Source organism: Bradyrhizobium nitroreducens, from assembly GCF_002776695.1.
GTDB classification, from domain to species: Bacteria; Pseudomonadota; Alphaproteobacteria; order Rhizobiales; family Xanthobacteraceae; genus Bradyrhizobium; species Bradyrhizobium nitroreducens.
In genome coordinates, this window is record NZ_LFJC01000003.1 from 7012128 (window position 1) to 7033793 (window position 21666).

Consider the following 21666-nt stretch of genomic DNA (forward strand, 5'->3'; position numbering starts at 1 on the left):
CATGCGAAGGGTTGGCAGGCAAGTTGTTGGCCCGAACCGAGCTTCGCTTGAAAAGCCCCCGCTCGCTTGTATGGTGACCTGACCGTTTCAGGATTCCCTTCGAGCGCGCCGTTTGTCCCTCGCTTATTTTGCCCTCATCGTTTCCATCGTTTCCGCTTCCGCTCTCGAAATCGCCGGCGCCAAGTTCGGTGCGCAGCTCGGGACGATGGCTGCCGCGCTCAGCCTGCTGGCAGCCACGCTAAGTGCGCGAAAGGCCGATTACGACCACTATATGCGCGCGACTTCCTGGGGGCGCTGGATCCTGATCGCGATCCCCGTTCTTGTCGCCGCCCAGCTCGCCCCGCTTCCATTGAGCTTGGCGCACCCGATCTGGGCGAGCGCTCGCGACGTCCTTGGTGGCCTCTCGCTCGGGCCGATCACCGCCGATCTCGGCTTGACCCTGAATGCATTGATGCTGGCGCTGGCCGCGACCGCGCTGCTCGGCGTGACCATCGTGGTCGTCCGCGATCGCGGCCGCGCCGAGCTGGTCCTGTTCGTCCTCGGTGGCGTCACCGCGGTCTCCGCCTTGACCCTGGATCTGCATCGTCTCTCGCCCGCAGTTGCAGGAACTGCCGCAACGTCCGAGTTCGCGACGACCCTGGCCGGTTTCGGCCTCGTCCTGAATCTGGCGATCATGCAGCTTGCCGCCGAGCGGGCCGAAACGCGTCATTCGCTGGTCCGCTCGATCGTGCTTGGTCTGCTCGGCCTTGCGGGAGCCTTGATCAGCGCGGCTGCGGTGTTTGGCTTGTCCGGAACCAACAATGCGGTCGCGGCAGGCTTCGGCATTGTGTTGATCCTGCTGATCCTCGTCATCCGCCGGCTCGATCTGTCGCCATTGGCCGCCAGCGCGCTGGCGGCCGCCGCGCTGATCGGGGCCGCCATTGTCCTGACCTTCATGTTCGAACAGAGCTCCGGGCCGATCCTCATGCGGCTCACACCCGATATGGGGGCGGAGACGCGCGCGGCGCTGGAGCGGATGTTGGCGGATACGCGCTGGTTCGGCGCGGGCGCAGGAACCTTCTCGGCCATCGCCAGGATCTATCAGAGCGATGCCGGCGCGGCCCTGACGGCGCCGTCGACGGCGACAGCGATCTTCGCCGGCATGGGAGCGATCGGTCTCGTTGTCTCGCTGGTGGCAGGCCTGATCGCGCTGGTGCGCCTGTTCTTCGGCGCCTTGCAGCGCGGACGCGACTCGTTCTTCCCTGCGGCCGCCGCGGCCTGTCTTCTCTTTGCGCTGGTCCAGAGCTTCGCAGGGCCAGGATTGCTGCGGCCCGCGGCAATCCTGTGTCTTTCGGTGATCGTGGGATTGGGGCTGTCGCAGAGCGTCAGCCAATCCTCGTCACGATAGAGCGCCGATCATCAGACCGCGCGGTCGCCAAGTGAAGCCCAGTAGTTCGGGTTCTTGGGCGACTGGATGCGAACCCAGCGATAGGGCTTCTTCGACCACGGCAGGATGTGGCCGGAGAGATTGTCCAGCACGAGATCGCCGGAGAAGGTCCGCACCACGACGACGAGATGATGCTCGCCCCAGGTGGTCACGACCTCGCTGAGCAGCACCGAACGCGCCGGAAAGCCCTTGGCGATCAGCTCGTGGCGTTTTGTCACAGCGTAGTCGTTGCAGTCGCCGCTCACCGGATGCAGCAGCCATTTCTCGCCGCGCAGCCCTTCCAGATTGGCCTCGGGACGGATGGCGGTATTGACCTGCTGATTGACCTCTTGCATCTGCGCCAACCGCTCGGCCGTAAGCTTCAGGCGACCGCCCCGGAAGACGATCTGCTGCGGACGCGGCTTGCACTCGTCCTTGTACTTCAGGCAAAATAGCGTGAACGCCATCGGCGCCAGCGTCGGCTGATCGAACTTGATGTACTGGATGGCCCCGCGCAGCCCCATCGGCGCACCGACGAAAGCGGCTTCAGCGCGCTGCTGCACCCCCGCAGCAACGACGATGGCGGCCACGGCCGCCAGGAACTTCACAACTTTGCGCATGTCGCGCTCCCCATTTCTTGTTGGGAAGACGCTACGCGAGACGTCTTGAAATACGGCTCAAAGGCCGCGCGATCCTTTAATCAAAATGCGGGCACCTTTGTCGGAAACAATTAAGAATACCGATGTGTAACTTGTTCTGCTAAGAGCGGTCACGACGTTCCGCTCGTGACGCTGGATGCGATTCGACCGACCTGATGGGCCTTTCCTCACGCTTTCGAAAGAAGACCAAGCCGCGGCTTCCCGACGGCATTCGCGTCTATGCCATCGGGGACGTGCATGGCCGCGCCGATCTGCTTCAATCCCTGTTAACCGTGATCGACGCGGATCTTGCCCGCTCGGCTCCCGAACGCGCCATCCAGGTCTTCCTCGGCGACTATGTCGATCGCGGCCCGGACTCACGCGCCGTTCTTGATCTCTTGATCGCACGCTCGAAATCGCACGAGACGGTTTGCCTCAAGGGCAACCACGAGATCTTCCTGCTCGAGGTCCTCAAGGACCCCGTCCGCCTGCAGGAGTGGCGCCACTATGGCGGCCTGCTGACGCTGGTCTCCTACGGCATCACGCCGACCATGAACCCGACCGCGGAACAACAGGTCGAGCTGATCGAAGGATTGAAGCGCGCGCTTCCTCCCGAGCACTTGGCCTTCCTGCAGCAATTGCCTTCGTCGTTCACCTGCGGCGACTTCTTCTTCGTGCACGCCGGCGTCAAGCCTGGCGTCCCGCTCGAGCGGCAGAAGGACGAGGACCTGCTCTGGATCCGCGAGGAGTTCCTCGCCTCCGAGGAACGCTTCGGCAAATATATCGTCCATGGTCATACGCCGGTCAGCGTGCCCGATATTCGCCCGAACCGCATCAATATCGACACCGGCGCCTACGCGACCGGAAACTTGACGCTGCTGACGATCCAAGGCGATAGTCTGATGGCAATTTAAGAGCTTCGGCTGCCCTTCGAATCCCCTATTCGCTCCGCCCTCACAGGCCTCGTCGATTTCACCATGAACCGCATGATCCTGCTTCGCGTCATCGGCATCTGCACCGCGGTCTTGCTGGCGCTTCATGCCGCCATGGCGTTCTACGGCGATTTCGTCCGACCGGATTTTCGCGCGAGTGATTTGTTCTCGGGCGAGATCCCGCCCGAGAAGGCCAAGCTGGCGGCCGGCGGGGTCCTGGCTTCGGTTTCGCTGGATGGCGACCTGCTCGCGAATTACGCGGCGGCGAGGGCCGCCGACGTTCTTCACCACCCAGCAATCGATGCCGGTGGAAGGGCCGGCGAGAACAAGGCCGCCCAGGCCGCCATCGTCACGGCCTTGAAGATCTCGCCGATCAGGCCCGCGCTTTGGCTCACGCTCGGCACGCTGCAGGCCCAGGCCGGCGAAGCGGCGACGCCTGCGGTGAAGATGTCCTATCTGACCGGATCGGTGCCGATCGACGTCGCCTTCGCGCGCGTGCGGACAGTGACCTCCAGCGCGGCTGCGACCGACGAAGAGATCAAGCTGCTGGCGCAATCCGACATCCGCGCCGCACTGGCCAATCGCTCCCGTTACGAGCCGCTGCTGATCGCGGCCTATGTGCAGGCGACGCCGCAGGGCAAGTCGCTGCTGCTCGAGACCACGAAAGTGACCGATCCCAAGTTCAACGAGATCCTGCGGCGGTACTGAGCCTCAGCGCACCGATTTCGGATTGACCGGCACGAAGTCCTGATCGCGGCGCGGCTGGTCGGATCGCCCCTGATAGACGAACATGCCCTTCTTGGTCGTGACGATGTCGCCTCGCTGCAGGCTGTCGTCGCGAAGCAGACGTTCGGTCGCGACGAGGTCCGGGTCTTCCGGGACAGGCTTGTAGAGCTCGGGATGCTCCCGCCGCTCGCGCGAGACCTCCTTGGCGCGGCGGCGCGCGTCCTCGATCCGTTGCCGCCATGCGTCGCGCGTCACTTCCGGCTCGCTTGGCGGAAGATAGTCGCTGAGCGAGGGCTCGGGTTCGCTCTGAGCACGACATGAGAGCGGACCGCTAACATAGACGGCAAGTCCGACAGCGGCGGCCAAGATCGCCTTGACCGGCGCATCTCCCGGCATCCGGCGATCTGATACGGACTTGCGGCGCGTGAATTGCACTCCGGTGACTCCAAGGACGACCAACAGCAGTCATAGGCCGCCGCAACTTCAGCTCATCAGGTTCCCAATTGCAAGACGGTGGATCCGCCGTCAGCTGCTTTGGCCCTGAAGCTTCGGGTCCGGCTGACAAAAATCGAAAAACAACCCCATGCACAGTAGACGGCCCGAGCCAAATCAAGGGGTTACCAATTTCCCGAAATCGAAGCCGCCTTCCGAAATTCAAGTTGACCCGTCGGACAAAACCGGAGGCAGAATGGTTTGGTTCCAAGCCAGGCCGACGGATCGTTGCTGTATCCGAGATCGCCTCAGATGATCAGAGACAGGCAACCGGCCCCCTTCTAAGACCTCATTAGCTCATTGCTGCTAGCTTTCGGCATCCGCTCGTGGGATCGCCGACAATGCGCGCAGGACCAATATTGTTGCTAGCCGCTGCCGCTTTCGCTGCGTCCTGCCTCGCTGCGCAGGCGAGCCCGCTCTGCATCAAGGAGCGGACGCCGTTCGCGCTGTCGCACGACACGGTGAAATGGACGATGTCGATCGCGCCCGGCGCGGAGTGCATCCAGGGCCTGCGTTGGTCGTACATGCAGATCTTCAACGTCTCGGTCGTGAGCGGACCGTCACGCGGACAGTTGGCCGTGGTTGGCTCCGGCTTCCGCTATTCGGCCGAGAACCAGACGCACGGCACCGACAAGTTCACGCTGCTGATCTCAGGCAAGAACCGACACGATGCAGGGACGTCAACCCTGGAGGTCGAGGTCAACCCGCAATAGCTCAAGACATGCCGAGGGGTGAAAGGCGCGACTAGCGACGGCTCGACCCGCTGCCCCGGGTCCTGTTCCCGTAATAGGGCCGCGCGCGTCCGCCGCCGGTCGTCACGGGCGGCTCGATCCGGCTCGGAATATTGCGCGTCGCGTTGGGGGGCGCGGGCTGCGACGGATTGACGATGGTCACGTTGCGGTTGGGCGTCGATGGATCGTTGACGCCCTGGGCCCAGGCAGCTGCGGGCACAAGCATAGCAATGGCGATCAGAACTGGTCGTTTCATACGATATCTCCCGAGCAAGAACGTCAGGGAGGCGATCACCGTTCCTTCACGGTTCGTTGGGCGGCGGCCTCAGCGGGGAACGGCGACAAGCTTGCCATCGCGCCATACGCCCTGGGCCGACTTTCCAGCAGGCAGGCTGCCCGAGAGGTTCCGAACGGCGGTCGGCCGCGAGGCCGCCTGATTGGTCTGTGCCTTCTTCGTAGGCGTCGTGATGATGCTGGAGCTCGTGGTGTTGGCCTGATCTTTGGTCCCTTGCGCAACGGCAGGCGAAGCCAGGAACGTCAGAACCGAGAGGACTGCTAGAACGCCGCGCATGGTCGAACACCGGAATGAGGAGCTCCGCGAAATGTCACAGGTTTTCCCCTAAAAGCAAGCATCTTCGAACGACACGAGCAGCCTGGGCGTGCCGGGACAGCTGTCTCCGTCGCGACGTATCGAGCGGAAAATCCTAGCGAAATGGCCTCATCCGGGCTACTTGATCGGCCTTGATGACCGACTCCGGTGAAACCGCGGACAACGCTCCTTCGACGCAACAGATCAAAGCCGGGTTTATCCGTCTCCTGTCGAGCCGAATCCGCGCCGTATCCGACGATCCCCAGCAGATGCGGGAGATTGTCTACGAGCTGGCGCGCGTCAAGCTGATGGAGCAATTCACGCACGCGGACGCGCGGGAATCGCGCGAGCTTCAGCAGGTCCTCGAACGCGCCATCAAGGAGGTCGAACGTACCTTCGCGCGCAGCGCTGCAGCGGAGGCGCCAAAGGCCGGCGCGACAGCCGCCGTTTCGGCCCCCCCACCGGTCGCCAGCACTCCTCCCCCGCCTATTCCGGCATCACCCGTTTCGGCTGCACCGCCTGTTCCGAAGGATGCGGGAACCCCGCGCCGTCCCGTGGCACCGCCGCCATCGCTCGATCAGCCCAAACGGAGCGGCACCTTCACCTCTCTTGTTCGACTGGCCGGCATTCTTTTGCTCATGGCCGGAGCAAGCGCCGCGGTGATCTTATGGCCGCGTTTGAAGACGCAGGTGGCCGCACTGACACAATCATCGCGGCCATCCGGGCCGGTGCCGACCAGTCCCGAGCCCCCGCCGGCCGCCACGGCGACCCCAACGGAGAACGAGCCTGTCGAGCGGTCGCCCGACACCACAAAGGAGCCCGCGCCCGCTGCACAACCCTCGATGCCTTTGCCGACGACTTTCGGCGTCTACGCGTTGAACGAGGGGCAATTGCAGGAACTGAAGCCCGTCCCCGGAAAGATTCCTGACCGCCGCGTTGCGATCTCAGCGGCCATAAGCACGCCGAGCGCAACGACGCTGACGAGCGGAGACGTCAGATTCATCGTGTTCAGGCCGGACGGAAGCATCGAGGCCAGCGTGACCGAAGTCCGCGTCGTCGCGAAAGTGTCGCGGTCAATGGGTGTTGATGCCTCCGGCAAGGCCGCCATGGTCAGCGCGGGCGATTCCTGGGTCATTCGCAGCATGTCCTACCCCTACAAGGTGGGGCCGGTCGAAGATCAGCAGAGGATGCTGCTGCTGCAACCCGAGCAGGACGGCTTCACGCTGTCGCCCGGACGCTACGTCGTCGTCGTCAAAGGCATGGGCTACGATTTCACCGTGGCCGGCACCGTCACCGATCCCAACCAATGCGTCGAACGCATCAATGCGGCGAACGGCGCGTTCTATTCGCCCTGCCCGCCGCCGCGCTAAAGCGATAGCCGACGGCTATTTGCCGGGCTTGCTGTCCTTGGACGGCTCAGCCGGCGCGTCGTCGACCTTTCCGTTGTTCGCCACGCATTTCTGGAAGTATTCACGCTGATCCTTGGCCGTTCCCTTGGCGCTGCCGGCCGCGGGGTTGCCGATCTGCCTCGGAGGGAAGGCCTTGGCCACCGCCGCATCGCAGGCGCGTGCCACTTCGACGGTAATGGCCGACGCCGTCACCGGCGCAGCCAATGTCAGCACACATGCCAATCCAAACAACCTTCGCATATCCCTGATCGGCACCTTGTTGCTCCTTCAAACCATGAGTGCTTGCCGGAACCATAGCAAAAAGCATCGACGCGCCAAACGGCAAAGCGGCGCCGAATTGTCACGCGGTGCGTCTCGAAGGATGGCCGCAGAGCGCGCGGCTGCCTATCCTAGCTGTTCAGCTGCGGCGGCTTGAAATCGGGAAAGCGCGTGAGCATTGCGGTCTTGACGAACTTCAGATGCGCAATGCTGCTTGCCAATTCCTTGAGCCGGCGCTGGCCGTTGGAGATGTCGGCAGCGAACAGATCCTGGTGATGATTGTCCAGCGCCTCGCGCTCGAGATACTCGTCGGTGCCGTTTCCGAAGGTGACGGAAGCACGCGCAAGCGCATCGTCGACACGTCGGTTGAGCCCGACCTGTTCCCTCTCCGCATCTCGTAGTGCCGTGTCGATCGCAGCCATGACGGCGCCGATCCTTGCGCGGTCCGTCTCCGCGTCACGCTCGGCGGAGCGGGCCTTGAAGCCCTTGTCTTCACGGCGGGAGCCGAGAAGGTTGTGCGCGCGCGCTCTCAGGAACAGCTGAAACATGTGGGCCATCCCCATTATCGAGATCTAAGCCGCTACCATCGGTCAGACATAGTTAACAAAGCCTGAATCCCGCGCCCGCCCCGCCTGGCTTTGTGCGATCCACGCCCGCCAGGCGCCTTCGTGCTTGGAATAGAGCTCAAGCCACCGGACGTCGTCAACCGGGGCGACTTTATCCATGCCGGATTGGGCCATGAGCTGCACTGTCTCCGTTGGCGCAAGATCCAGGGCTTCGAATTCCGCCGTCTCCTCCAGCGAAAGGCCGATCAGAACGCGGTGCCCCTGCGCATCAACGAAATACCTGCGCGGCGCATTGTGCCGTTGATCAATCATTCGAATGGCCCTCGTTCATGATCCAAGGACCTGGGAGATCCCCTAGATGCCGGCCATAGCCAAGAACAAACGCAATCAAAACGAGGGCACAGGTCGTCGCGCCCAGCAACGCAATCAGCCACGTCATCTACGCCTACCCGCGCGGCCTTCCAAAAATTGAAGGCCCAAGCTCGCCGTGAATTGTTCCGTCTTAGGTTGCCTTTCCTGAGCGCTCAAGGGCGGCGACGGATTAACCTAACCGCACATGGTTATTTCGACGTCGCAACGACCGGCATTCCGTTGGGCGACGCGCGCCTTGCGTTCACGACGGCCGCGGCGGCCGACCGGTCTCCATCGCGGCGGGGGTGTAAGGCGCATAAAGACGATATCGCGCCGATCGCTTCCGCGAGCGCCACGCCCGTACACCATAGCCGCAGCCAAAGCCCGCTGCGAAAATCGAAATCAGAACCAAGACAGCCAGCATTTGGAATGTTCCCATATTTGCCGGAACGTTCCTCCCGCGCTCATTTCATCTTTTCGTGGCGTCGACTTCAAGATCGCTAGCGCCGAAACTTTTGTCAGACGAAGATGAAGTTTGTGCAACATGGTGCTCGAAGAGTGGTCGGCACGTCAGGGCACGAAGTGCGGCGAAGAGGCTCCAGTTCTTTTTACCAGAACTCGACACGCCGGCACCATGAACCCTCGTTCATCTGGCGCTTCAAACATTGGCCGGTGCCGCTGCGCGCGACGGCTGGAGCGTCGGCGCAACTTCGCCGGCTCCAACCACGATCATCAGACGGCGCGCATCGGATTCACCCTGGAAATGCCGTGGTTATACGGTGCCTCGCGTGCCGATTTCTTCGCGGTAAGGTTGAGAGGTTAGCTTAATCCGCGTTGTTTGTTGCGAAGTCTCACGAAACGCATATCCATCTTCGCACCAGGCTCCCCCAAGCCTGGCCCCACCCAAGCAAAGCCGTCGAGCGAACATGGGTCGCTTGGCGGCTTTGTCATTGTGTCGAAGAGGATCATTTCGGTTATGGCGCGCAAGCCCTGGTCGTTCAAGGAAGACCGCCGGCTCATGGAGTTGGCCAAGTCTTCGGCTTCGCTGGAAGAGGCGGCGAAAGTTCTCGGACGCTCGCCTGATGCGATCAAGCGCATGGCTCTGCGGCTTGGTCTTTCGTTGAAGTCGAAGCCGGGCAAGAAGAGCTAGTCCGGGAACAGCTCCTCGCGGCCAACAGCTTTCCTTGTCCGCCGTTTCGGCAACACTCCAAGCGGAGCCCGTGCAGCCTTGCGCCTTGCAGCACGGAACCAGGGCAACCGTGAGGTGTTAACACCAGACGTCGCAGTGAGGTCTGGCAGTGCTCCATTTTGCCATTTCCGCAATGTTGATTTGGCTGGCGATCAACATCGCCTTTGTCGTGCTCCGGCTGCGGGCCGCCCGCGGTCCCGCCGCGGCCCACACCGTTGAGTCCAGCAGACCTTATCCAGAAGCCATCGCGGCCCGCCCACGGTGAACCGGGCTCAGCGCGCTGCCTTCGGTCCCCCGGGGCTGTTGAGCCTAATTGCGCGTCTTCTTCTGTGAACCCATCCCAGGACTGGTTCCGTAGTTGGGGGTACCCGTCCCCTTGAACGCTCCACCCATACTGTCCGAGCTGGAATTCGTCGCTGTGCCGCTGCGGGTGGACGAGGTGGGCTGAGTGCCCGACGGCTGGTCTTTGGTTCCCTGCGCCCAGGCCGCGGAGCTTCCGACGACTAACGACAGGAGGAGGCTTAACGTCCTGATCATACTGCTCAACTTTCCATGCTTAGGCCGCGCGACCATTGGCCAGGCAAACCACTCGGAGCCCTTCCGGACCGGTCTGGCCGTTAAACCCTATCTTAGCCTCCTCTGGCTAGGATCATTCGCAAGATCAGTCCCCAGCCTCTCCTGAATTCCGCCCGGACCGGATGAGACTCCAGCGAGCGAACCTTCCATTTGTGGCGCTCGTGCTTGCGAGCACGATGGCTTTTGGGCTGGCGGGCCATTTCGCGGCAGAGGCTGTCATCCGCCACCAGCAGGTGCACCAGCTCAACGAGCTGACCGAGGTCGTCCTGCGCCGCTCCGAACTGGCCGTCGATTTTGCCGTGGCCAGCCTCGACGAGCTCGCCAAGCGTGATCTCGCCAGCTGCGCGCCGGCAGCGCTGCAAGCCGTGCGGCTCCATGTCTACCAGCGCTCGGCGATCAAGGACGTCCGCCTCGTCAATCCGGACGGATCGGTGATCTGCTCGGCCTATTCCGAGACGCTCGAGTTCGACAAGGGATGGGCGGATCGCCGCGACATGCTGCCCTCGCACGACAGGAAGCTCTCGCTGTTCCGCGTCGAGCAGTTCGGCGGCGACGCATTGGGCGTGCTCAGGGACGTCAATCGGAGCTCGGCGCTGGTCGCCATTGTCGGCATCAACGCCGGCCTGTTCGATCTCATGCCCGCCGAGCTCCGCGCGCACAGCGAAGTGGTCCTCGCCTTGAGCAACGGCGAGAAGCTCGGCGCATTCCGGCTCGATGCCGACAGGCCGCTGCCAGGGCCGATCAGCTTCGACAGGCATTCCACGCGCTTCCCGCTTCACGCCACCATCCGGCTCGAGCGTGCAGTTCTGTCGAGCTGGAACAGCGAGTCGTATTGGCCGGCGCTCGCGCTCGCCCTTGGACTTGGTGCGCTCTTCGGCATGCTGCTGGCGCGCAGCCGCCGGATGGAAGGGCCGGTCGCCGATCTCGATCGCGCCCTCGCAGCCGGCGAATTCAAGCCGTACTACCAGCCCATCTTCGAGCTCGCCACGGGCCGGATCACGGGCTGCGAGGTTCTGGCGCGCTGGGTTCGTCGGGACGGCACGGTGGTGCCGCCCATGAACTTCATTCCGCTGGCCGAATCCAGCGGGCGCATCCAGGCGATGACTTGGCAGATCCTGAGGTCGGCGCTCTCCGACCTGCAGACCGTCTTGAGGGCGGACAAGAGCTTCAAGATGTCCGTGAATGTCGTGCCCAAGCACCTGCTGAGTGCCGGCTTCGTCGAAACGCTGCGCCGCACGGTCCTGGCGGCCAGAATATCCGCGCGCCAGATCGTGGTCGAAGTGACCGAACGCGACGAGCTCGACGATCTCACGCACGCGGCAGCCGTGGTGGCCGAGCTGCGTGACCACGGCTTCCGCGTCGCCATCGACGACGTCGGCGTTGGCCATAGCGGGCTGTCGCGGCTGAAGGGGCTCGGCGCCACCGCGATCAAGATCGACAAGTTCTTCGTCGACACCATCACCGTGGACGCATCGACCACGACGATCGTCGAGATGCTGGTCGCGCTCGCCAAGGACTTCCGGATGACGGTCGTTGCCGAAGGCATCGAGACGGAGGAGCAGCGCCGCGCCCTGATCGCGTCCGGCGTCGAGGAAGGTCAGGGCTATCTCGTCGCCGCACCGCTTCCGTTTGCCAAATTCAGCGAGCTCGTCGAGTCACGCCGCAACGCCGCAGCCGTCGCGCCGTCCGGCGATGTCCTGGTGGCCTGACCGGCTCAGCCGGAGGACATCTCATCGTACGCCACGCGCGCTTCCACGGCTCCGATGCCCCGGCGGCGGCTCGCTTTCGACCGTTCGCGCCCGGACGACGGCGGGATGCCTTTAACGATATTCTCGTCTTTCAAAGCGGGATGGCAGCCAAGCGGCTATGGTAGGCCATGCGTCGGAATCACCTCATCGCGGCCGCGGCCATCTGCCTCGCTCTCATCGTCTATGCCACCCTGGCAAGACTGGCGGGACGGCCGGCGCTCATGGGGCATAGCGAGGCCTACTGGATCGTCGTCATCGAACGTTTCAGCGCCTATGGCCTGCTGGGTTTCCTTCTGGCCTTCCTGTTGCCCGGCAGGCTGGTCTTGGCCTGCTCGCTCGTCTTGGCCGTCGCAACGGGGCTCGAAGTCCTGCAGGCGCTGACTCCCGATCGCGATCCGGGCTTTTTGGACGTGCTGCAAAAGGCGGCGGGCGGGACCGTCGGCGTCATCCTCGCCCAGACAATCCTGGCCTTCCTGCCCCGGCCGCCCGCCTGAAGCGCACGGCGCTGACGATCTGTTCAGCGCCGCAGTCCTCCTACTTCATCATCTGCCCGCGCAGCTCGCCGCCCGGATTTGCGGCCGTGTGGATGTTCGCATACCACTTGCCGGCCAGCAGATCGGCCGCCTGCGTGTCCGTCAACGTGGCATTGCCCTGGATCGGGCTTTGCACCGTCTTGAACGGCAGCGCGATGCCGGCGTTCTTGCCCGCTTCGCTCGGACCATGGAAATGAGCGCCCATCGCCGGCCCCGTGAGATCGGCATAGGTGACCGTATAGGTCAGCACTTTCGTCTCCGTGTCGAACGTGGCCTCGGCCTTGCCTGAACCGGTAGAGCTGTTCGGCGGCACCTCATTGCTGCCCTTGAGGTCGGCCCGCAGCTTGACGACTTCCGCACGTGACGGCGCGGCCGTGACGGTCAACAGCCCGCCGAGCACCGCCGTTCCCAACAAAGTCACCCCGACCCGATACGTGGCGTTCCTCATGGCATTCTCCTGCGGGCTCCATGACCCGTCTCGGTTGAAACCCCGGTTCCGGCCATATCTTCCGAAGACGAGACTATGCCTGATTCGCGAAAACCTATCGGACGTCCAGGTGCATCCGAGCCTGCGAGGCGAGTGCCTAGGCGGCCCCGCGCTCGCGGAACCCGGTTGGCGCCAGTAGTTCGGCCATGTGCCTGTGCGTGCTCTGGAGCGCGGCGATGGCGCCGTCGAGATCGAAATCCGCTTCGCGGATCGATGCGAAGAACTTGGCGGTCAGCGCGAGGTCGAGCTTGACCCGCGTCGCGCCGTCGCGGCTCTTGCGGCGGTCGAGCGACAAATGCATGGCCCGTAGTCTGGCTTCCGCCGGCGTGCAGCCGCTGAGCGTCGCCAGTTCGTCGTATGTCATCCAGATCTGAGGCATGTTCTCGTCCGTCCCTTTGAAAGCGGCCTCATCCTTAGCCGTCTGCGCCTAAATGCACCGTTATCGCGCCGCGGTCGCAGCCCGTTTCGCTGCGACAGCGTCAACGCAAGACTAAGATGCGGGAGGCCGCGGAGGTGCCGGGAAATGACGCGGCCGCGAACGGCCGTCGAGACCCTTGGGCAGTTTGTCATTGAGCTTCACGACGGCGCCGCGAGCTTCCGCAGCCGGCGCATCGTCCTGGCTGTAGATCAGCGTCACCTCGAACATCACGTCGGGCGCTTGCCTCGCCGTTCCAGAGCACGTCGCCATCGCACCGCTGCACACGCCCGCGAGGTTGACCTCGACTTCGTCCAGACCGAACACGGTCGGTGGCCCCTCGGCATGGCGCCGCGTCGTCAGGACGGCCGTGAAGCGCTGCTCGTCATCGAACCGATAGGAGCCGCCATAGGTGAAGAAGCTGTCGCTGCCGGAGATGCGTCCTTCGGCCAGATGCACGATGCCCGTGCCCTGGGCGCGCGGGGTCCTGAACCAGGCCGCGTATTTGCCTTCTCTCAGCATGGAAACACCCGTCGTAAAATTTACTGGTATTTGCAACCAACTCTGGGGCGCGACAATGACCGTGGTGGCGAGCATTCCGCCACGGTTAACGCCCTGCAAAGCCGACCCGTCAAATTGCCGCCGCCCGAGGCGGCGCCGTCAGAACAATTCGATGCCGTCGTCCGCGGTCGCGACCGCCTCGACCCGCCGCGCGGCGGCGGTCGACTGAAGTCCGAGCGCCTGCAGGACGTCGCGATGAACGTCACGCTCACGCTCCATCGTGTAGCGTGCGTAGAGATCGTCGAGGATCGCCTGATCCTGCATCTCCGGCTGGAGCCGCTGCGCGCCGCCGCTCGCGGTCTCGAGCCGCGTGGCGACTTCGGGCAGAGCCGCGGAGCTGTCGCCGAGCGTGGTCATCTGGCCCTGGGCCGAATTCATCAGCCTCTCGAACTCCGCGCCTTCGTTCACGAGCCGGGTCATCAGCTTGCCGAGCCGTTCATTGCCGGCCTCGACCTCGCGCAGGGCCAGAAGGATTTGCGGCTCGAGCTTGGCCAGCTGCGTGGGATCACCCTGCACGCGAAGCTCCTTCAGCTCATGGGCCGAGCGCTCGATACCGTCGAGCACGGGTCTCAGGCGCCCGGCTCCCGCCGAGACCTGGTCGGCGGTCGCCTTGAGCTCGTTGGCGATGACGACGAAGGCGCTGCCGCGGCTGCCGAGATGGCTCGCCTTGAGCCCGGCATTCATTCCGATCAGCGTGATGTCGACCGTCGCCTCGGCAAGCCCGGCGATCGCCTGGCGAAATCTTGCCAGCGTGTCCTCGACGATCGCGAGCGCTTCGTCGACCGAGCGGCCTGCACCCTCGCAGGTGGCGATCAGGCTCGACGCATGCGCCAGCGTCTGCTTGATCCGCGTCAGGAACGACGAGCCGTCCTCCTCGCCGCCAAACAGCGTACGGCCGTGACCGGCGACGCTGTCCGCATCGCGCAGGATGGTGGTCAGCGCGCGGACGATCTGGCCGACATCGCCGCCGAACTCGCGCTGGGCATCCCTGAGCTGGGCCGCCTGCAACTGGCAGATCGCGCGCACGCCGTCATCGCTCGCAACAGGTTCGGGGACGAGGCTCGGCGCGGCGTCCGACGCAAGGCCGAGGCCGCGGGCCACGTGCTCGAGACGCTGACGCGTGCTGTCGCCTGCCTGCAGCGAGATGATCGCGCTGCCGACCGCCTCGGCGATCTTCCTGGTGCTCGAACCTGCGCGGTCGGCCAGATGGCTGCTCTTGCTGCGCTGGTCGCGCAGGCCGGAATAGGCCGCGCCGAGCTCGGCGCTCTCCGACATCAGCTGGGCCCGGTAGCGGCTCTCGAACTCCTTCTGGCGGCCGGAGGCGGTTGCGACCGCCTCGGACAGGCGCTGCTGGTCCCGCGCGCAGCCCTCGATCGAGCGCTGCACGGCCCTGCCGAGATCATAGGCCTCCTGGGTGAAGGCGAGAAAGCCCTCGCGGTCGCCGTCGAGGGAAGCCGCCTCGATCCGAGCACTGCGCGCGATGATGGTGATCATCCCGATATGCTTGAACAGCGGCTTGAGCAGCGAGGACGCCTCCGCCGTGCTCTTGCCGATCGTCTCCAGCAGCGCGCTCTCCGCCGGCAGCGCCTGCGCCAGTTCGCTCAGCCGCGCGGCAATCTCCTGCAATGCCGTCGCGGCGCCCTCGATCTCGGCACCGGAGAGCTCGCCCGAGAGCGTCGCCAGGCCCTGGTTCAGCTCCTTGAAGAGGAGATGGCCGCGTCCGAGCTCGTTGCCGACGCGCGCGAAGACGTCCTCGATCCGCGAGGAGACGTCCTCGATCGCGGCGGTTGCCTCAGCGAGCGTGCTGGCCGGAACGACCGACATGACCATCAACCCGCCACCGCAGCGTGCCCGGCCTGATACCAGTGCATGATCTCGCGCGGGATATGGTGCAGCGAAACGACCTTCTCGACACCGCCAAAGGCGATGGCCTCCTTGGGCATGCCGAACACCACGCAGCTCTCTTCGTCCTGCGCCCGCGTCGAGGCGCCGAGCTTGCGCATCTCCAGCATCCCGCGCGCGCCGTCGTCGCCCATTCCGGTCATGATGACGCCGAGCGCATTGGCGCCGGCGTGCTGGGCCGCCGAGCGGAACAGCACGTCGACGGAGGGACGATGCCGCGACACCGGCGGACCGTCCTTGATCGCGATCTGGTAGCGCAGGCCGATACGCTGGAGCAGCATGTGCCGGGCTCCGGGCGCGATATAGGCGCAGCCCGGCAACACCGGCTCACCATCCTCGGCCTCCTTGACCCTGATCTGGCAGACGCTGTCGAGCCGTTTGGCGAACGCCGCGGTGAATCCGGCCGGCATATGCTGGACGATGAGAAGCGGCGGACAATGCGCCGGCAGCATCTCGAGGACGTCGTTGAGCGCTTCGGTGCCGCCCGTCGAGGCGCCAATGCACACGATGCGTTCCGTCGTCGGCCGGGTCTTGCCCTGCACCGGCGGCGGGATGATGGCGTCGGCCGTCAGCTTCTTCTCGATGACCCGACGCTCCGAACGCGGACGCACCCGCGCGCGCGCCGCAGACTTCACGGCCTCGCGCAGCCGGGTCGAGCATTCGAGCAGCGCCTGCCGCGTGTCGATCTTCGGCTTCGGAACGATATCGACCGCGCCCGCCTCGAACGCCTCGAACATCACGTTGGAGCCCTCTTCGGTGAGCGAGGAGCAGATGATCACCGGGATCGGACGCTGCGCCATGATCTTGCGCAGGAACGTCATGCCGTCCATGCGCGGCATTTCGAGGTCGAGGATCATGACGTCCGGAATCTCGTCCTGCAGACGCTTCGCTGCCACGAACGGATCCGAGGCCGTTCCCATCACCTCGATATCGCGGTCTTCGGACAGGATCGTCAGAAGGATTTGGCGCACCGACGCCGAATCGTCCACGATCAGCACGCGAACTTTCTGCTTCGGCATTTTGGGCGGCGCTCCGGCTAGACTTGGAAAATGGTTGGCTGAACCTGCTTCAGCCCAGGCACGGCACTGTGAATCATCGATTCCGAATGTCCAACCAGCAAATAGCCGCCCGGGCGCAAATGGCTGCACAACTGCTCCACCACCTTGCGCTGCGTCTCCCGTTCGAAATAAATCAAGACGTTGCGACAGAAAATGATGTCGACGTCGCGGTCGACCGGGTAGGACTTGTCCATGAGGTTCATCCGCATGAAGTGCGTCATGCGCCGAAGCTCCGGCACGACCCGCACCTCACCGCGCGACTTGTCCCGCGACGACGAAAAGTACCGCTTCACGAATTGCTCCGGCACGGGAGCGAGCACGTCGCGGGTGTAAATCGCCGTCTTGGCAAGACGCAGCACCGCGGTCGAGATGTCGGTCCCGAGGATGCGGTACTGGAAACGCGAGCCGTTCCGCGTCATGTCGTCCAGCACCATCGCGGTGGTGTAGGCCTCCATGCCGGTGGAGCTCGCCGAGCTCCAGATCTTCAGGTTCGCGTTCTTCCGTCCGTGCGACCTCAGCAAGGCAGGAATGGCGATGTCCCGCATGAACGCGAAGTGCTGCGGCTCGCGGAAGAAGTCGGTCTTGTTGGTCGTCACCACATCGATGAGATGGGTGAGCTCGGTGTCGAAATGGTCCGCCTCGAACAGGTTCTCGACATATTCGTTGAGATCGGAGAAATTAAGCGCGCGCACGCGCTTGTGCAGCCGTCCCTCCAGCATCAGCCGCTTACCCTGAGGCAGCTTGATGCCGACCTGGCCTTCGATCAATTCGGCGATGGTCCGGAAGTGGCGGTCGGACAGATGCACGGCCGTGTCCTGTATGGCAGGCATCATGGCCGACGGCCCTCGTCCGGGATGGCCGCCTGCACTGAATGTCGGGCCATCCTGGCCATGTTGAATCCCACGCGTTCACGTAACCACTGAAAGCGAACCGGTCCGCACCGAACGAACCGGTCCGCAGGCGCCCTCGCGGGTCCTAGCGCTGGAAATCGGCGTCCCGATCATCCTCGCCGTCATGCATGTCGAAGGCGAAGCCACCGCCACCGGCGGCCTTCACGGCCCGCGCCGGCTTGGCCTGCACGACCTTCTTGGTCGGACGCTCGACGGCCGCCATGGTGGCAGCCTTGGCCCGCAGCTGACTGACCGCCCGATCGATCGGCGCCGGGCCCCGTCCGCCCTGCTCGATGCGGAAATAGGCAATCGTGGACTGCAACTGCTCGGCCTGCGAGGCGAGCTCCTCCGAGGTCGAGGACACCTGCTCGGAGGCGCTGGCGTTCTGCTGACCGACCTTGTCGAGCTGCTGAATCGCCTGGTTGATCTGAGCCGAGCCGACGTCCTGCTCGCGGCAGGCGGCGGTGATCTCCTCGACGAGTTCGGCGGTCTTCTTGATGTCTGGGACGAGCTTGGCGAGCATCGCGCCGGCCTCCTGCGCGACCTTCACGGTCTCGGACGACAGCGATCCGATCTCTGCCGCGGCGGCCTGGCTGCGCTCGGCGAGCTTGCGCACTTCGGAAGCGACCACCGCAAAACCCTTGCCGTGCTCGCCGGCGCGGGCGGCTTCGACCGCAGCATTGAGCGCCAGCAGGTCGGTCTGCCGGGCAATCTCCTGCACGATCGTGATCTTCTCGGCGATGGTCTGCATCGCGTCGACGGCGCGGCCGACGGCTGCGCCGGAAGCCTCCGCGTCCTTGGCGGACTGCGCGGCGATCTTCTCGGTCTGGTTGGCGTTGTCGGCATTCTGCTTCACGTTCGAGGCCATCTCCTCCATCGAGGAGGACGCTTCCTCGGCGGACGAAGCCTGCTCGGTCGCGCCCTGCGACAGCTGCTCGGCGCTGGCGGAGAGTTCCTGGCTGCCGGCGGAGACGTTCTGGGCCGCGGTGAGCGCTTCCGACACGATCTGGCGGAGCTTCATGACCATGCGTTCCAGTGCGAGGCCCAGCGTGTCCTTGTCCGACAGCGGCTTGGCTTCGACCATCAGGTTGCCCTGCGAGATCTCGTTGGCGAGGGCGGCGGTCTGGTTCAGGTTCACCGTCATCGTATTGAGTGACTTGATGAGATCGCCGATTTCATCATTGCTGGAAGACTCGATCTTCTGGCTGAGATCGCCGATTGCCACGGCGTCAGCGAGGCTCACCGCGCTGGAAAGCGACCGACTGATGTTCAGCGCCATCCAGACCGCGGCACCGACGGCGATCACCAGCGAAGCGAGAATCAGGGAGAGCAGAATGATCGTGGCGCGGCTCCCCTCAACTCTGGCCTGTTCGCTCTCGGCGGCCATCTGCTTCTTGACATAGGTGATGTAATCGCTCGCCGCGTTGAGTGCCGGCGTGGTGGCCTTCAGGCCTTCGGTCATCGAGCGCTCGCCCGCCTTGGCGCGATCGTGCTTTGCCAGCGCGAGTGTTTGATCCTGGACGTTGTTCGCATTTGCATATGCCGCAGCGAACGTCTCGATCATCTTCCTGCCGGTCTCGCTTGCGCTGCCAAAGACCTCGTCCTTCACCTTCATCGCGCGCTCGCGGAGCTGGGTGATCTGGGCGATGAATTTGTCCTGATCGGCATCGGCAGCCAGGATGGTGTTCTTTTCCGCACGCACCTGAAGCAGCACGGCTTCCTGAAGCTCGCCGACTTTCGCCAGCCGGCCGGCCCGGGCCGAGAGGTGCTCGGCCGTCGTGACCATCTCGTTCAACTTCAGGTACGCGACGCCGCCGGCGATCATGGACAGCAGGATGACGACGCCGAAGGCGCTGGCAAGCTTGGCTTTGACGGTGAATCTCATGTCAGTCTCGTTGGTTTCAAATTGGGGGTGCTTACGCTCACGCGATACAAAAACTCAGGCAGCCCGCGACGCATCCGCGCCGGCCTCGCGCGCTTCCGGGATCCTGTCGTTCGCCATCAGCTTGGCGAGATCGAAGATCACGACGAACTTCTCGCCCTTGCGGCCGATGCCGGCGGCATAGTCGGACTGCCATTTCCCGCCGACTTCGGGCACGGGCTCAATCGCCTGCTCGTCAATGTCGGTGACCTCGAACACGCAGTCGGCGACGAAGCCGACGCCGACCAGACGGTCCTTCATCGGCACGTCGAGGATGATGATGCGGGTCGCTTCCGTGGCGGCTACGGTCGGCAGGCCGAGCTTGGTCCTGAGATCGACGATCGGATAGCCGCTGCCGCGCACGTCGATCATGCCGAGCAGGAAGTTCGGGGCGTGCGGAAGCCGCGAGATCGGCCGCATGTCGAGGATCTCACGGACATTGCGGATGCTGATGCCGAACGTCTCGCCGGCAAGCCCGAGCGTCAGATATTGCGAGGTTGCGGCCATGATGCAGTCCGGGGTTCCGAGGGTTTGGAAACGAGTGCGGTCCGGCACGAGGCCGGACCGGTTGATCAGCGTTGGAACTCGGCGTCGCGATCGTCTTCGCCGTCGTTCATGTCGAAGGCGAAGCCACCGCCGCCACCGGCGACCTTCATCGCACGCGCCGGCTTGCGGGCAGGCATCGGCTTCTTCGCTCCGCGATCGGCGGCCGCCATGTGCGCGGCCTTGGCGCGAAGCTGACCCACGGCGCGATCGATCGGCTCGACCACCGCTTTCTCCTTGCGCGCGCCGTCCTCGATCCGGAAGAACGAGATCGTGGACTGGAGCTGCTCGGCCTGCGAGGCGAGCTCCTCGGACGTCGAGGACACCTGTTCGGACGCGCTGGCGTTCTGCTGGCCGACCTTGTCGAGCTGCTGGATCGCCTGGTTGATCTGGGCCGAGCCGACGTCCTGCTCGCGGCAGGCCGCAGTGATCTCCTGCACCAGCTCGGCGGTCTTCTTGATGTCGGGCACGAGCTTGGACAGCATGTCCCCGGCCTCCTGCGCGACCTTCACGGTTTCCGTCGACAGCGTGCCGATGTCGGCGGCTGCCGCCTGGCTACGCTCGGCAAGCTTGCGCACTTCAGAAGCCACCACGGCAAAGCCCTTGCCATGCTCGCCGGCGCGCGCGGCCTCGACTGCCGCGTTGAGGGCGAGCAGGTCGGTCTGACGCGCGATCTCCTGCACGATCGTGATCTTCTCAGCGATGGTCTGCATCGCCTCGACGGCGCGGCCCACCGCGACGCCGGATGCCTCCGCATCCTTGGCCGACTGAGCCGCGATCTTCTCCGTCTGGTTGGCGTTGTCCGCGTTCTGCTTCACGTTCGAGGCCATCTCCTCCATCGAGGAGGAGGCTTCCTCGGCGGACGAAGCCTGTTCCGTCGCACCTTGCGACAGCTGCTCGGCGCTGGCGGAAAGTTCCTGGCTGCCCGCGGAGACGTTCTGCGCAGCCGTCAGCGCCTCGGCAACGATCTGCCGCAGCTTCTCGACCATCGCGTTCAAAGATCTGACCAGGTCGCCGATCTCGTCGTTGCTGGCGGAAGGAATGGTCTGATTGAGATCGCCATCGGCCACCGCGCCGGCGAGACTGACCGCCCGGCCGAGCGAACGGCTGATCGAGATCGAAATCCACAGCGCTGCGCCAATCGCAATCGCGAGCGAGATACCGAGCAGGGTCATCAACAGGAATTGCGCCTGATGCCCCTCTTCCTTCGACTGAGCGGCCTGATCGGCCATCTGCTTCTTCGTGTTCTGCACATAGACGCCCATCGACTCCAGCGCATCCGCGACCACCTTCCGCCCCTCGTTCATCGAGCGCTCGGTCGCCTTCGCCTTGTCCGTCCTCGCCAAGCGGATCGTCTCCTCCTGGTAGGCATTCATCTTGGCGTAGACGCCGGAGAAGGCGTCGAGCAGCTTCTTGCCCGCTTCACTCGCCAACGCGTAGACTTCATCCCGGGTCTTCATCGCCTCGTCGCGGCGCTTGGCAGCGTCAGCAGCAAACTGCTGGGCCTCGGCGTCAGTCCCGAGAATCGCGTTCTTCTCCGCTCGAAGCTGGAGCAGAATGGTCTTTTCGATCTCGGTGGCCCTCTCCATGCGCTTGGCGCGCATGACCATGCTATCCGCCGTCGCCATCATGTCGCCGAGCTTCATGTAGGCCACGCCACCGGCGATCATGGACAGAACAATGACCAGGCCGAACGCGACGGCTAGTTTTGCCTTGACCGTAAATCTCATCTTCAGCCCCTACCGA

The 21666-nt window shown here is 64.3% G+C and carries 24 protein-coding genes; 8 read left to right on the forward strand and 16 right to left on the reverse strand.

The genetic code is table 11. From position 1 onward, the window contains the following. The first annotated feature begins 112 nt into the window (after nucleotides 1-112). Complete coding sequence (locus TSA1_RS33305; protein ID WP_100180021.1) at nucleotides 113-1387, forward strand: hypothetical protein; 1275 nt, start codon at nucleotides 113-115, stop codon at nucleotides 1385-1387. An 11-nt stretch (nucleotides 1388-1398) separates the two neighbouring features. On the opposite strand, the gene TSA1_RS33310 is transcribed toward TSA1_RS33305, so the two are convergent. After that, the gene (locus TSA1_RS33310; RefSeq protein WP_100180022.1) at nucleotides 1399-2025 is read right to left on the reverse strand and encodes a transglutaminase-like cysteine peptidase; all 627 of its coding nucleotides are present in this window, start codon (nucleotides 2023-2025) and stop codon (nucleotides 1399-1401) included. 194 nt (nucleotides 2026-2219) lie between these two features. Between TSA1_RS33310 and TSA1_RS33315 the strand changes: the two genes are divergently transcribed. Together TSA1_RS33315 and TSA1_RS33320 are read left to right on the forward strand one after the other, a co-directional pair. Then, nucleotides 2220-2957 carry a metallophosphoesterase family protein gene (locus tag TSA1_RS33315; RefSeq protein ID WP_100180023.1) on the forward strand — a complete coding sequence of 246 codons (738 nt, stop codon included), beginning with the start codon at nucleotides 2220-2222 and terminating at the stop codon, nucleotides 2955-2957. A 63-nt stretch (nucleotides 2958-3020) separates the two neighbouring features. After that, a complete protein-coding gene (locus TSA1_RS33320; RefSeq protein ID WP_100180024.1) occupies nucleotides 3021-3683 on the forward strand; it encodes a hypothetical protein in 663 nt (220 codons plus the stop codon). A gap of 3 nt (nucleotides 3684-3686) precedes the next feature. On the opposite strand, the gene TSA1_RS33325 is transcribed toward TSA1_RS33320, so the two are convergent. Beyond that, nucleotides 3687-3956 carry a hypothetical protein gene (locus tag TSA1_RS33325; protein WP_245448475.1) on the reverse strand — a complete coding sequence of 90 codons (270 nt, stop codon included), beginning with the start codon at nucleotides 3954-3956 and terminating at the stop codon, nucleotides 3687-3689. Between the two features lie 599 nt (nucleotides 3957-4555). Here TSA1_RS33325 and TSA1_RS33330 point away from each other — a divergent pair. Then, nucleotides 4556-4906, forward strand: a complete 351-nt coding sequence (locus TSA1_RS33330; protein ID WP_245448476.1) for an Ig-like domain-containing protein — start codon at nucleotides 4556-4558, stop codon at nucleotides 4904-4906. Between the two features lie 31 nt (nucleotides 4907-4937). Here the strand turns inward: TSA1_RS33330 and TSA1_RS33335 are convergent, their stop codons facing one another. Both TSA1_RS33335 and TSA1_RS33340 read right to left on the reverse strand, forming a co-directional pair. Then, the gene (locus tag TSA1_RS33335; protein ID WP_142251755.1) at nucleotides 4938-5180 is read right to left on the reverse strand and encodes a hypothetical protein; all 243 of its coding nucleotides are present in this window, start codon (nucleotides 5178-5180) and stop codon (nucleotides 4938-4940) included. A 69-nt stretch (nucleotides 5181-5249) separates the two neighbouring features. Beyond that, the gene (locus TSA1_RS33340; protein WP_100180027.1) at nucleotides 5250-5495 is read right to left on the reverse strand and encodes a hypothetical protein; all 246 of its coding nucleotides are present in this window, start codon (nucleotides 5493-5495) and stop codon (nucleotides 5250-5252) included. A 173-nt stretch (nucleotides 5496-5668) separates the two neighbouring features. Here TSA1_RS33340 and TSA1_RS33345 point away from each other — a divergent pair, with 173 nt between their 5' ends. Then, entirely contained in the window at nucleotides 5669-6883 is a 1215-nt protein-coding gene (locus TSA1_RS33345; RefSeq protein WP_100180028.1) for a hypothetical protein, read from the forward strand. Between the two features lie 15 nt (nucleotides 6884-6898). Here TSA1_RS33345 and TSA1_RS33350 read toward each other — a convergent pair whose 3' ends face one another. The 3 genes from TSA1_RS33350 to TSA1_RS33360 all read right to left on the reverse strand — a co-directional run bounded on the left by TSA1_RS33350 (nucleotide 6899) and on the right by TSA1_RS33360 (nucleotide 8058). Continuing rightward, nucleotides 6899-7177: a hypothetical protein gene (locus tag TSA1_RS33350; protein WP_245448477.1), complete on the reverse strand. Its 279-nt coding sequence runs from the start codon at nucleotides 7175-7177 to the stop codon at nucleotides 6899-6901. A gap of 134 nt (nucleotides 7178-7311) precedes the next feature. Continuing rightward, nucleotides 7312-7728, reverse strand: coding sequence for a hypothetical protein (locus TSA1_RS33355; RefSeq protein WP_100181471.1), 417 nt, complete (start codon nucleotides 7726-7728; stop codon nucleotides 7312-7314). 42 nt (nucleotides 7729-7770) lie between these two features. After that, nucleotides 7771-8058: a hypothetical protein gene (locus TSA1_RS33360; protein ID WP_100180030.1), complete on the reverse strand. Its 288-nt coding sequence runs from the start codon at nucleotides 8056-8058 to the stop codon at nucleotides 7771-7773. Between the two features lie 1015 nt (nucleotides 8059-9073). Here TSA1_RS33360 and TSA1_RS40175 point away from each other — a divergent pair. The 3 genes from TSA1_RS40175 (at nucleotide 9074) to TSA1_RS33370 (ending at nucleotide 12104) form a co-directional block, all read left to right on the forward strand. Next, nucleotides 9074-9247, forward strand: a complete 174-nt coding sequence (locus TSA1_RS40175; protein WP_174719187.1) for a hypothetical protein — start codon at nucleotides 9074-9076, stop codon at nucleotides 9245-9247. Nucleotides 9248-9984: 737 nt separating this feature from the next. Beyond that, nucleotides 9985-11571, forward strand: a complete 1587-nt coding sequence (locus tag TSA1_RS33365) for an EAL domain-containing protein (RefSeq protein WP_100180031.1) — start codon at nucleotides 9985-9987, stop codon at nucleotides 11569-11571. 167 nt (nucleotides 11572-11738) lie between these two features. After that, nucleotides 11739-12104: a VanZ family protein gene (locus tag TSA1_RS33370; protein WP_097662768.1), complete on the forward strand. Its 366-nt coding sequence runs from the start codon at nucleotides 11739-11741 to the stop codon at nucleotides 12102-12104. Between the two features lie 40 nt (nucleotides 12105-12144). Here the strand turns inward: TSA1_RS33370 and TSA1_RS33375 are convergent, their stop codons facing one another. From TSA1_RS33375 to TSA1_RS33415, 9 genes are all read right to left on the reverse strand, one after another. After that, complete coding sequence (locus TSA1_RS33375) at nucleotides 12145-12591, reverse strand: CHRD domain-containing protein (RefSeq protein WP_100180032.1); 447 nt, start codon at nucleotides 12589-12591, stop codon at nucleotides 12145-12147. 136 nt (nucleotides 12592-12727) lie between these two features. Continuing rightward, nucleotides 12728-13009: a hypothetical protein gene (locus TSA1_RS33380; RefSeq protein WP_100180033.1), complete on the reverse strand. Its 282-nt coding sequence runs from the start codon at nucleotides 13007-13009 to the stop codon at nucleotides 12728-12730. Between the two features lie 111 nt (nucleotides 13010-13120). Then, entirely contained in the window at nucleotides 13121-13567 is a 447-nt protein-coding gene (locus TSA1_RS33385; protein WP_100180034.1) for a hypothetical protein, read from the reverse strand. Nucleotides 13568-13705: 138 nt separating this feature from the next. Next, on the reverse strand, nucleotides 13706-15430 hold the full coding sequence (locus tag TSA1_RS33390) for a chemotaxis protein (protein ID WP_100181472.1): 1725 nt from the start codon (nucleotides 15428-15430) through the stop codon (nucleotides 13706-13708). A 5-nt stretch (nucleotides 15431-15435) separates the two neighbouring features. After that, nucleotides 15436-16527 (reverse strand): protein-glutamate methylesterase/protein-glutamine glutaminase, encoded by a 1092-nt coding sequence (locus tag TSA1_RS33395; RefSeq protein ID WP_100180035.1) that lies wholly within the window; start codon nucleotides 16525-16527, stop codon nucleotides 15436-15438. 17 nt (nucleotides 16528-16544) lie between these two features. Further along, nucleotides 16545-17399: a CheR family methyltransferase gene (locus TSA1_RS33400; RefSeq protein ID WP_100180036.1), complete on the reverse strand. Its 855-nt coding sequence runs from the start codon at nucleotides 17397-17399 to the stop codon at nucleotides 16545-16547. A 142-nt stretch (nucleotides 17400-17541) separates the two neighbouring features. Beyond that, nucleotides 17542-19341 carry a methyl-accepting chemotaxis protein gene (locus TSA1_RS33405; protein WP_100180037.1) on the reverse strand — a complete coding sequence of 600 codons (1800 nt, stop codon included), beginning with the start codon at nucleotides 19339-19341 and terminating at the stop codon, nucleotides 17542-17544. A gap of 54 nt (nucleotides 19342-19395) precedes the next feature. Beyond that, nucleotides 19396-19884 (reverse strand): chemotaxis protein CheW, encoded by a 489-nt coding sequence (locus TSA1_RS33410; protein WP_100180038.1) that lies wholly within the window; start codon nucleotides 19882-19884, stop codon nucleotides 19396-19398. 65 nt (nucleotides 19885-19949) lie between these two features. Beyond that, entirely contained in the window at nucleotides 19950-21650 is a 1701-nt protein-coding gene (locus TSA1_RS33415) for a methyl-accepting chemotaxis protein (protein ID WP_100180039.1), read from the reverse strand. Nucleotides 21651-21666 lie beyond the last annotated feature (16 nt).

What these genes read in the sequence shown, in the direction of transcription:
- TSA1_RS33310 (WP_100180022.1), bottom strand. Translation starts at nt 2,025, where the DNA reads ATGCGCAAAGTTGTGAAGTTCCTGGCGGCCGTGGCCGCCATCGTCGTT.
- TSA1_RS33315 (WP_100180023.1), top strand. Translation starts at nt 2,220, where the DNA reads ATGGGCCTTTCCTCACGCTTTCGAAAGAAGACCAAGCCGCGGCTTCCC.
- TSA1_RS33320 (WP_100180024.1), top strand. Translation starts at nt 3,021, where the DNA reads ATGAACCGCATGATCCTGCTTCGCGTCATCGGCATCTGCACCGCGGTC.
- TSA1_RS33335 (WP_142251755.1), bottom strand. Translation starts at nt 5,180, where the DNA reads ATGAAACGACCAGTTCTGATCGCCATTGCTATGCTTGTGCCCGCAGCT.
- TSA1_RS33340 (WP_100180027.1), bottom strand. Translation starts at nt 5,495, where the DNA reads ATGCGCGGCGTTCTAGCAGTCCTCTCGGTTCTGACGTTCCTGGCTTCG.
- TSA1_RS33345 (WP_100180028.1), top strand. Translation starts at nt 5,669, where the DNA reads ATGACCGACTCCGGTGAAACCGCGGACAACGCTCCTTCGACGCAACAG.
- TSA1_RS33355 (WP_100181471.1), bottom strand. Translation starts at nt 7,728, where the DNA reads ATGTTTCAGCTGTTCCTGAGAGCGCGCGCGCACAACCTTCTCGGCTCC.
- TSA1_RS33360 (WP_100180030.1), bottom strand. Translation starts at nt 8,058, where the DNA reads ATGATTGATCAACGGCACAATGCGCCGCGCAGGTATTTCGTTGATGCG.
- TSA1_RS40175 (WP_174719187.1), top strand. Translation starts at nt 9,074, where the DNA reads ATGGCGCGCAAGCCCTGGTCGTTCAAGGAAGACCGCCGGCTCATGGAG.
- TSA1_RS33365 (WP_100180031.1), top strand. Translation starts at nt 9,985, where the DNA reads ATGAGACTCCAGCGAGCGAACCTTCCATTTGTGGCGCTCGTGCTTGCG.
- TSA1_RS33370 (WP_097662768.1), top strand. Translation starts at nt 11,739, where the DNA reads ATGCGTCGGAATCACCTCATCGCGGCCGCGGCCATCTGCCTCGCTCTC.
- TSA1_RS33375 (WP_100180032.1), bottom strand. Translation starts at nt 12,591, where the DNA reads ATGAGGAACGCCACGTATCGGGTCGGGGTGACTTTGTTGGGAACGGCG.
- TSA1_RS33380 (WP_100180033.1), bottom strand. Translation starts at nt 13,009, where the DNA reads ATGCCTCAGATCTGGATGACATACGACGAACTGGCGACGCTCAGCGGC.
- TSA1_RS33385 (WP_100180034.1), bottom strand. Translation starts at nt 13,567, where the DNA reads ATGCTGAGAGAAGGCAAATACGCGGCCTGGTTCAGGACCCCGCGCGCC.
- TSA1_RS33390 (WP_100181472.1), bottom strand. Translation starts at nt 15,430, where the DNA reads ATGTCGGTCGTTCCGGCCAGCACGCTCGCTGAGGCAACCGCCGCGATC.
- TSA1_RS33395 (WP_100180035.1), bottom strand. Translation starts at nt 16,527, where the DNA reads ATGCCGAAGCAGAAAGTTCGCGTGCTGATCGTGGACGATTCGGCGTCG.
- TSA1_RS33400 (WP_100180036.1), bottom strand. Translation starts at nt 17,399, where the DNA reads ATGATGCCTGCCATACAGGACACGGCCGTGCATCTGTCCGACCGCCAC.
- TSA1_RS33405 (WP_100180037.1), bottom strand. Translation starts at nt 19,341, where the DNA reads ATGAGATTCACCGTCAAAGCCAAGCTTGCCAGCGCCTTCGGCGTCGTC.
- TSA1_RS33410 (WP_100180038.1), bottom strand. Translation starts at nt 19,884, where the DNA reads ATGGCCGCAACCTCGCAATATCTGACGCTCGGGCTTGCCGGCGAGACG.
- TSA1_RS33415 (WP_100180039.1), bottom strand. Translation starts at nt 21,650, where the DNA reads ATGAGATTTACGGTCAAGGCAAAACTAGCCGTCGCGTTCGGCCTGGTC.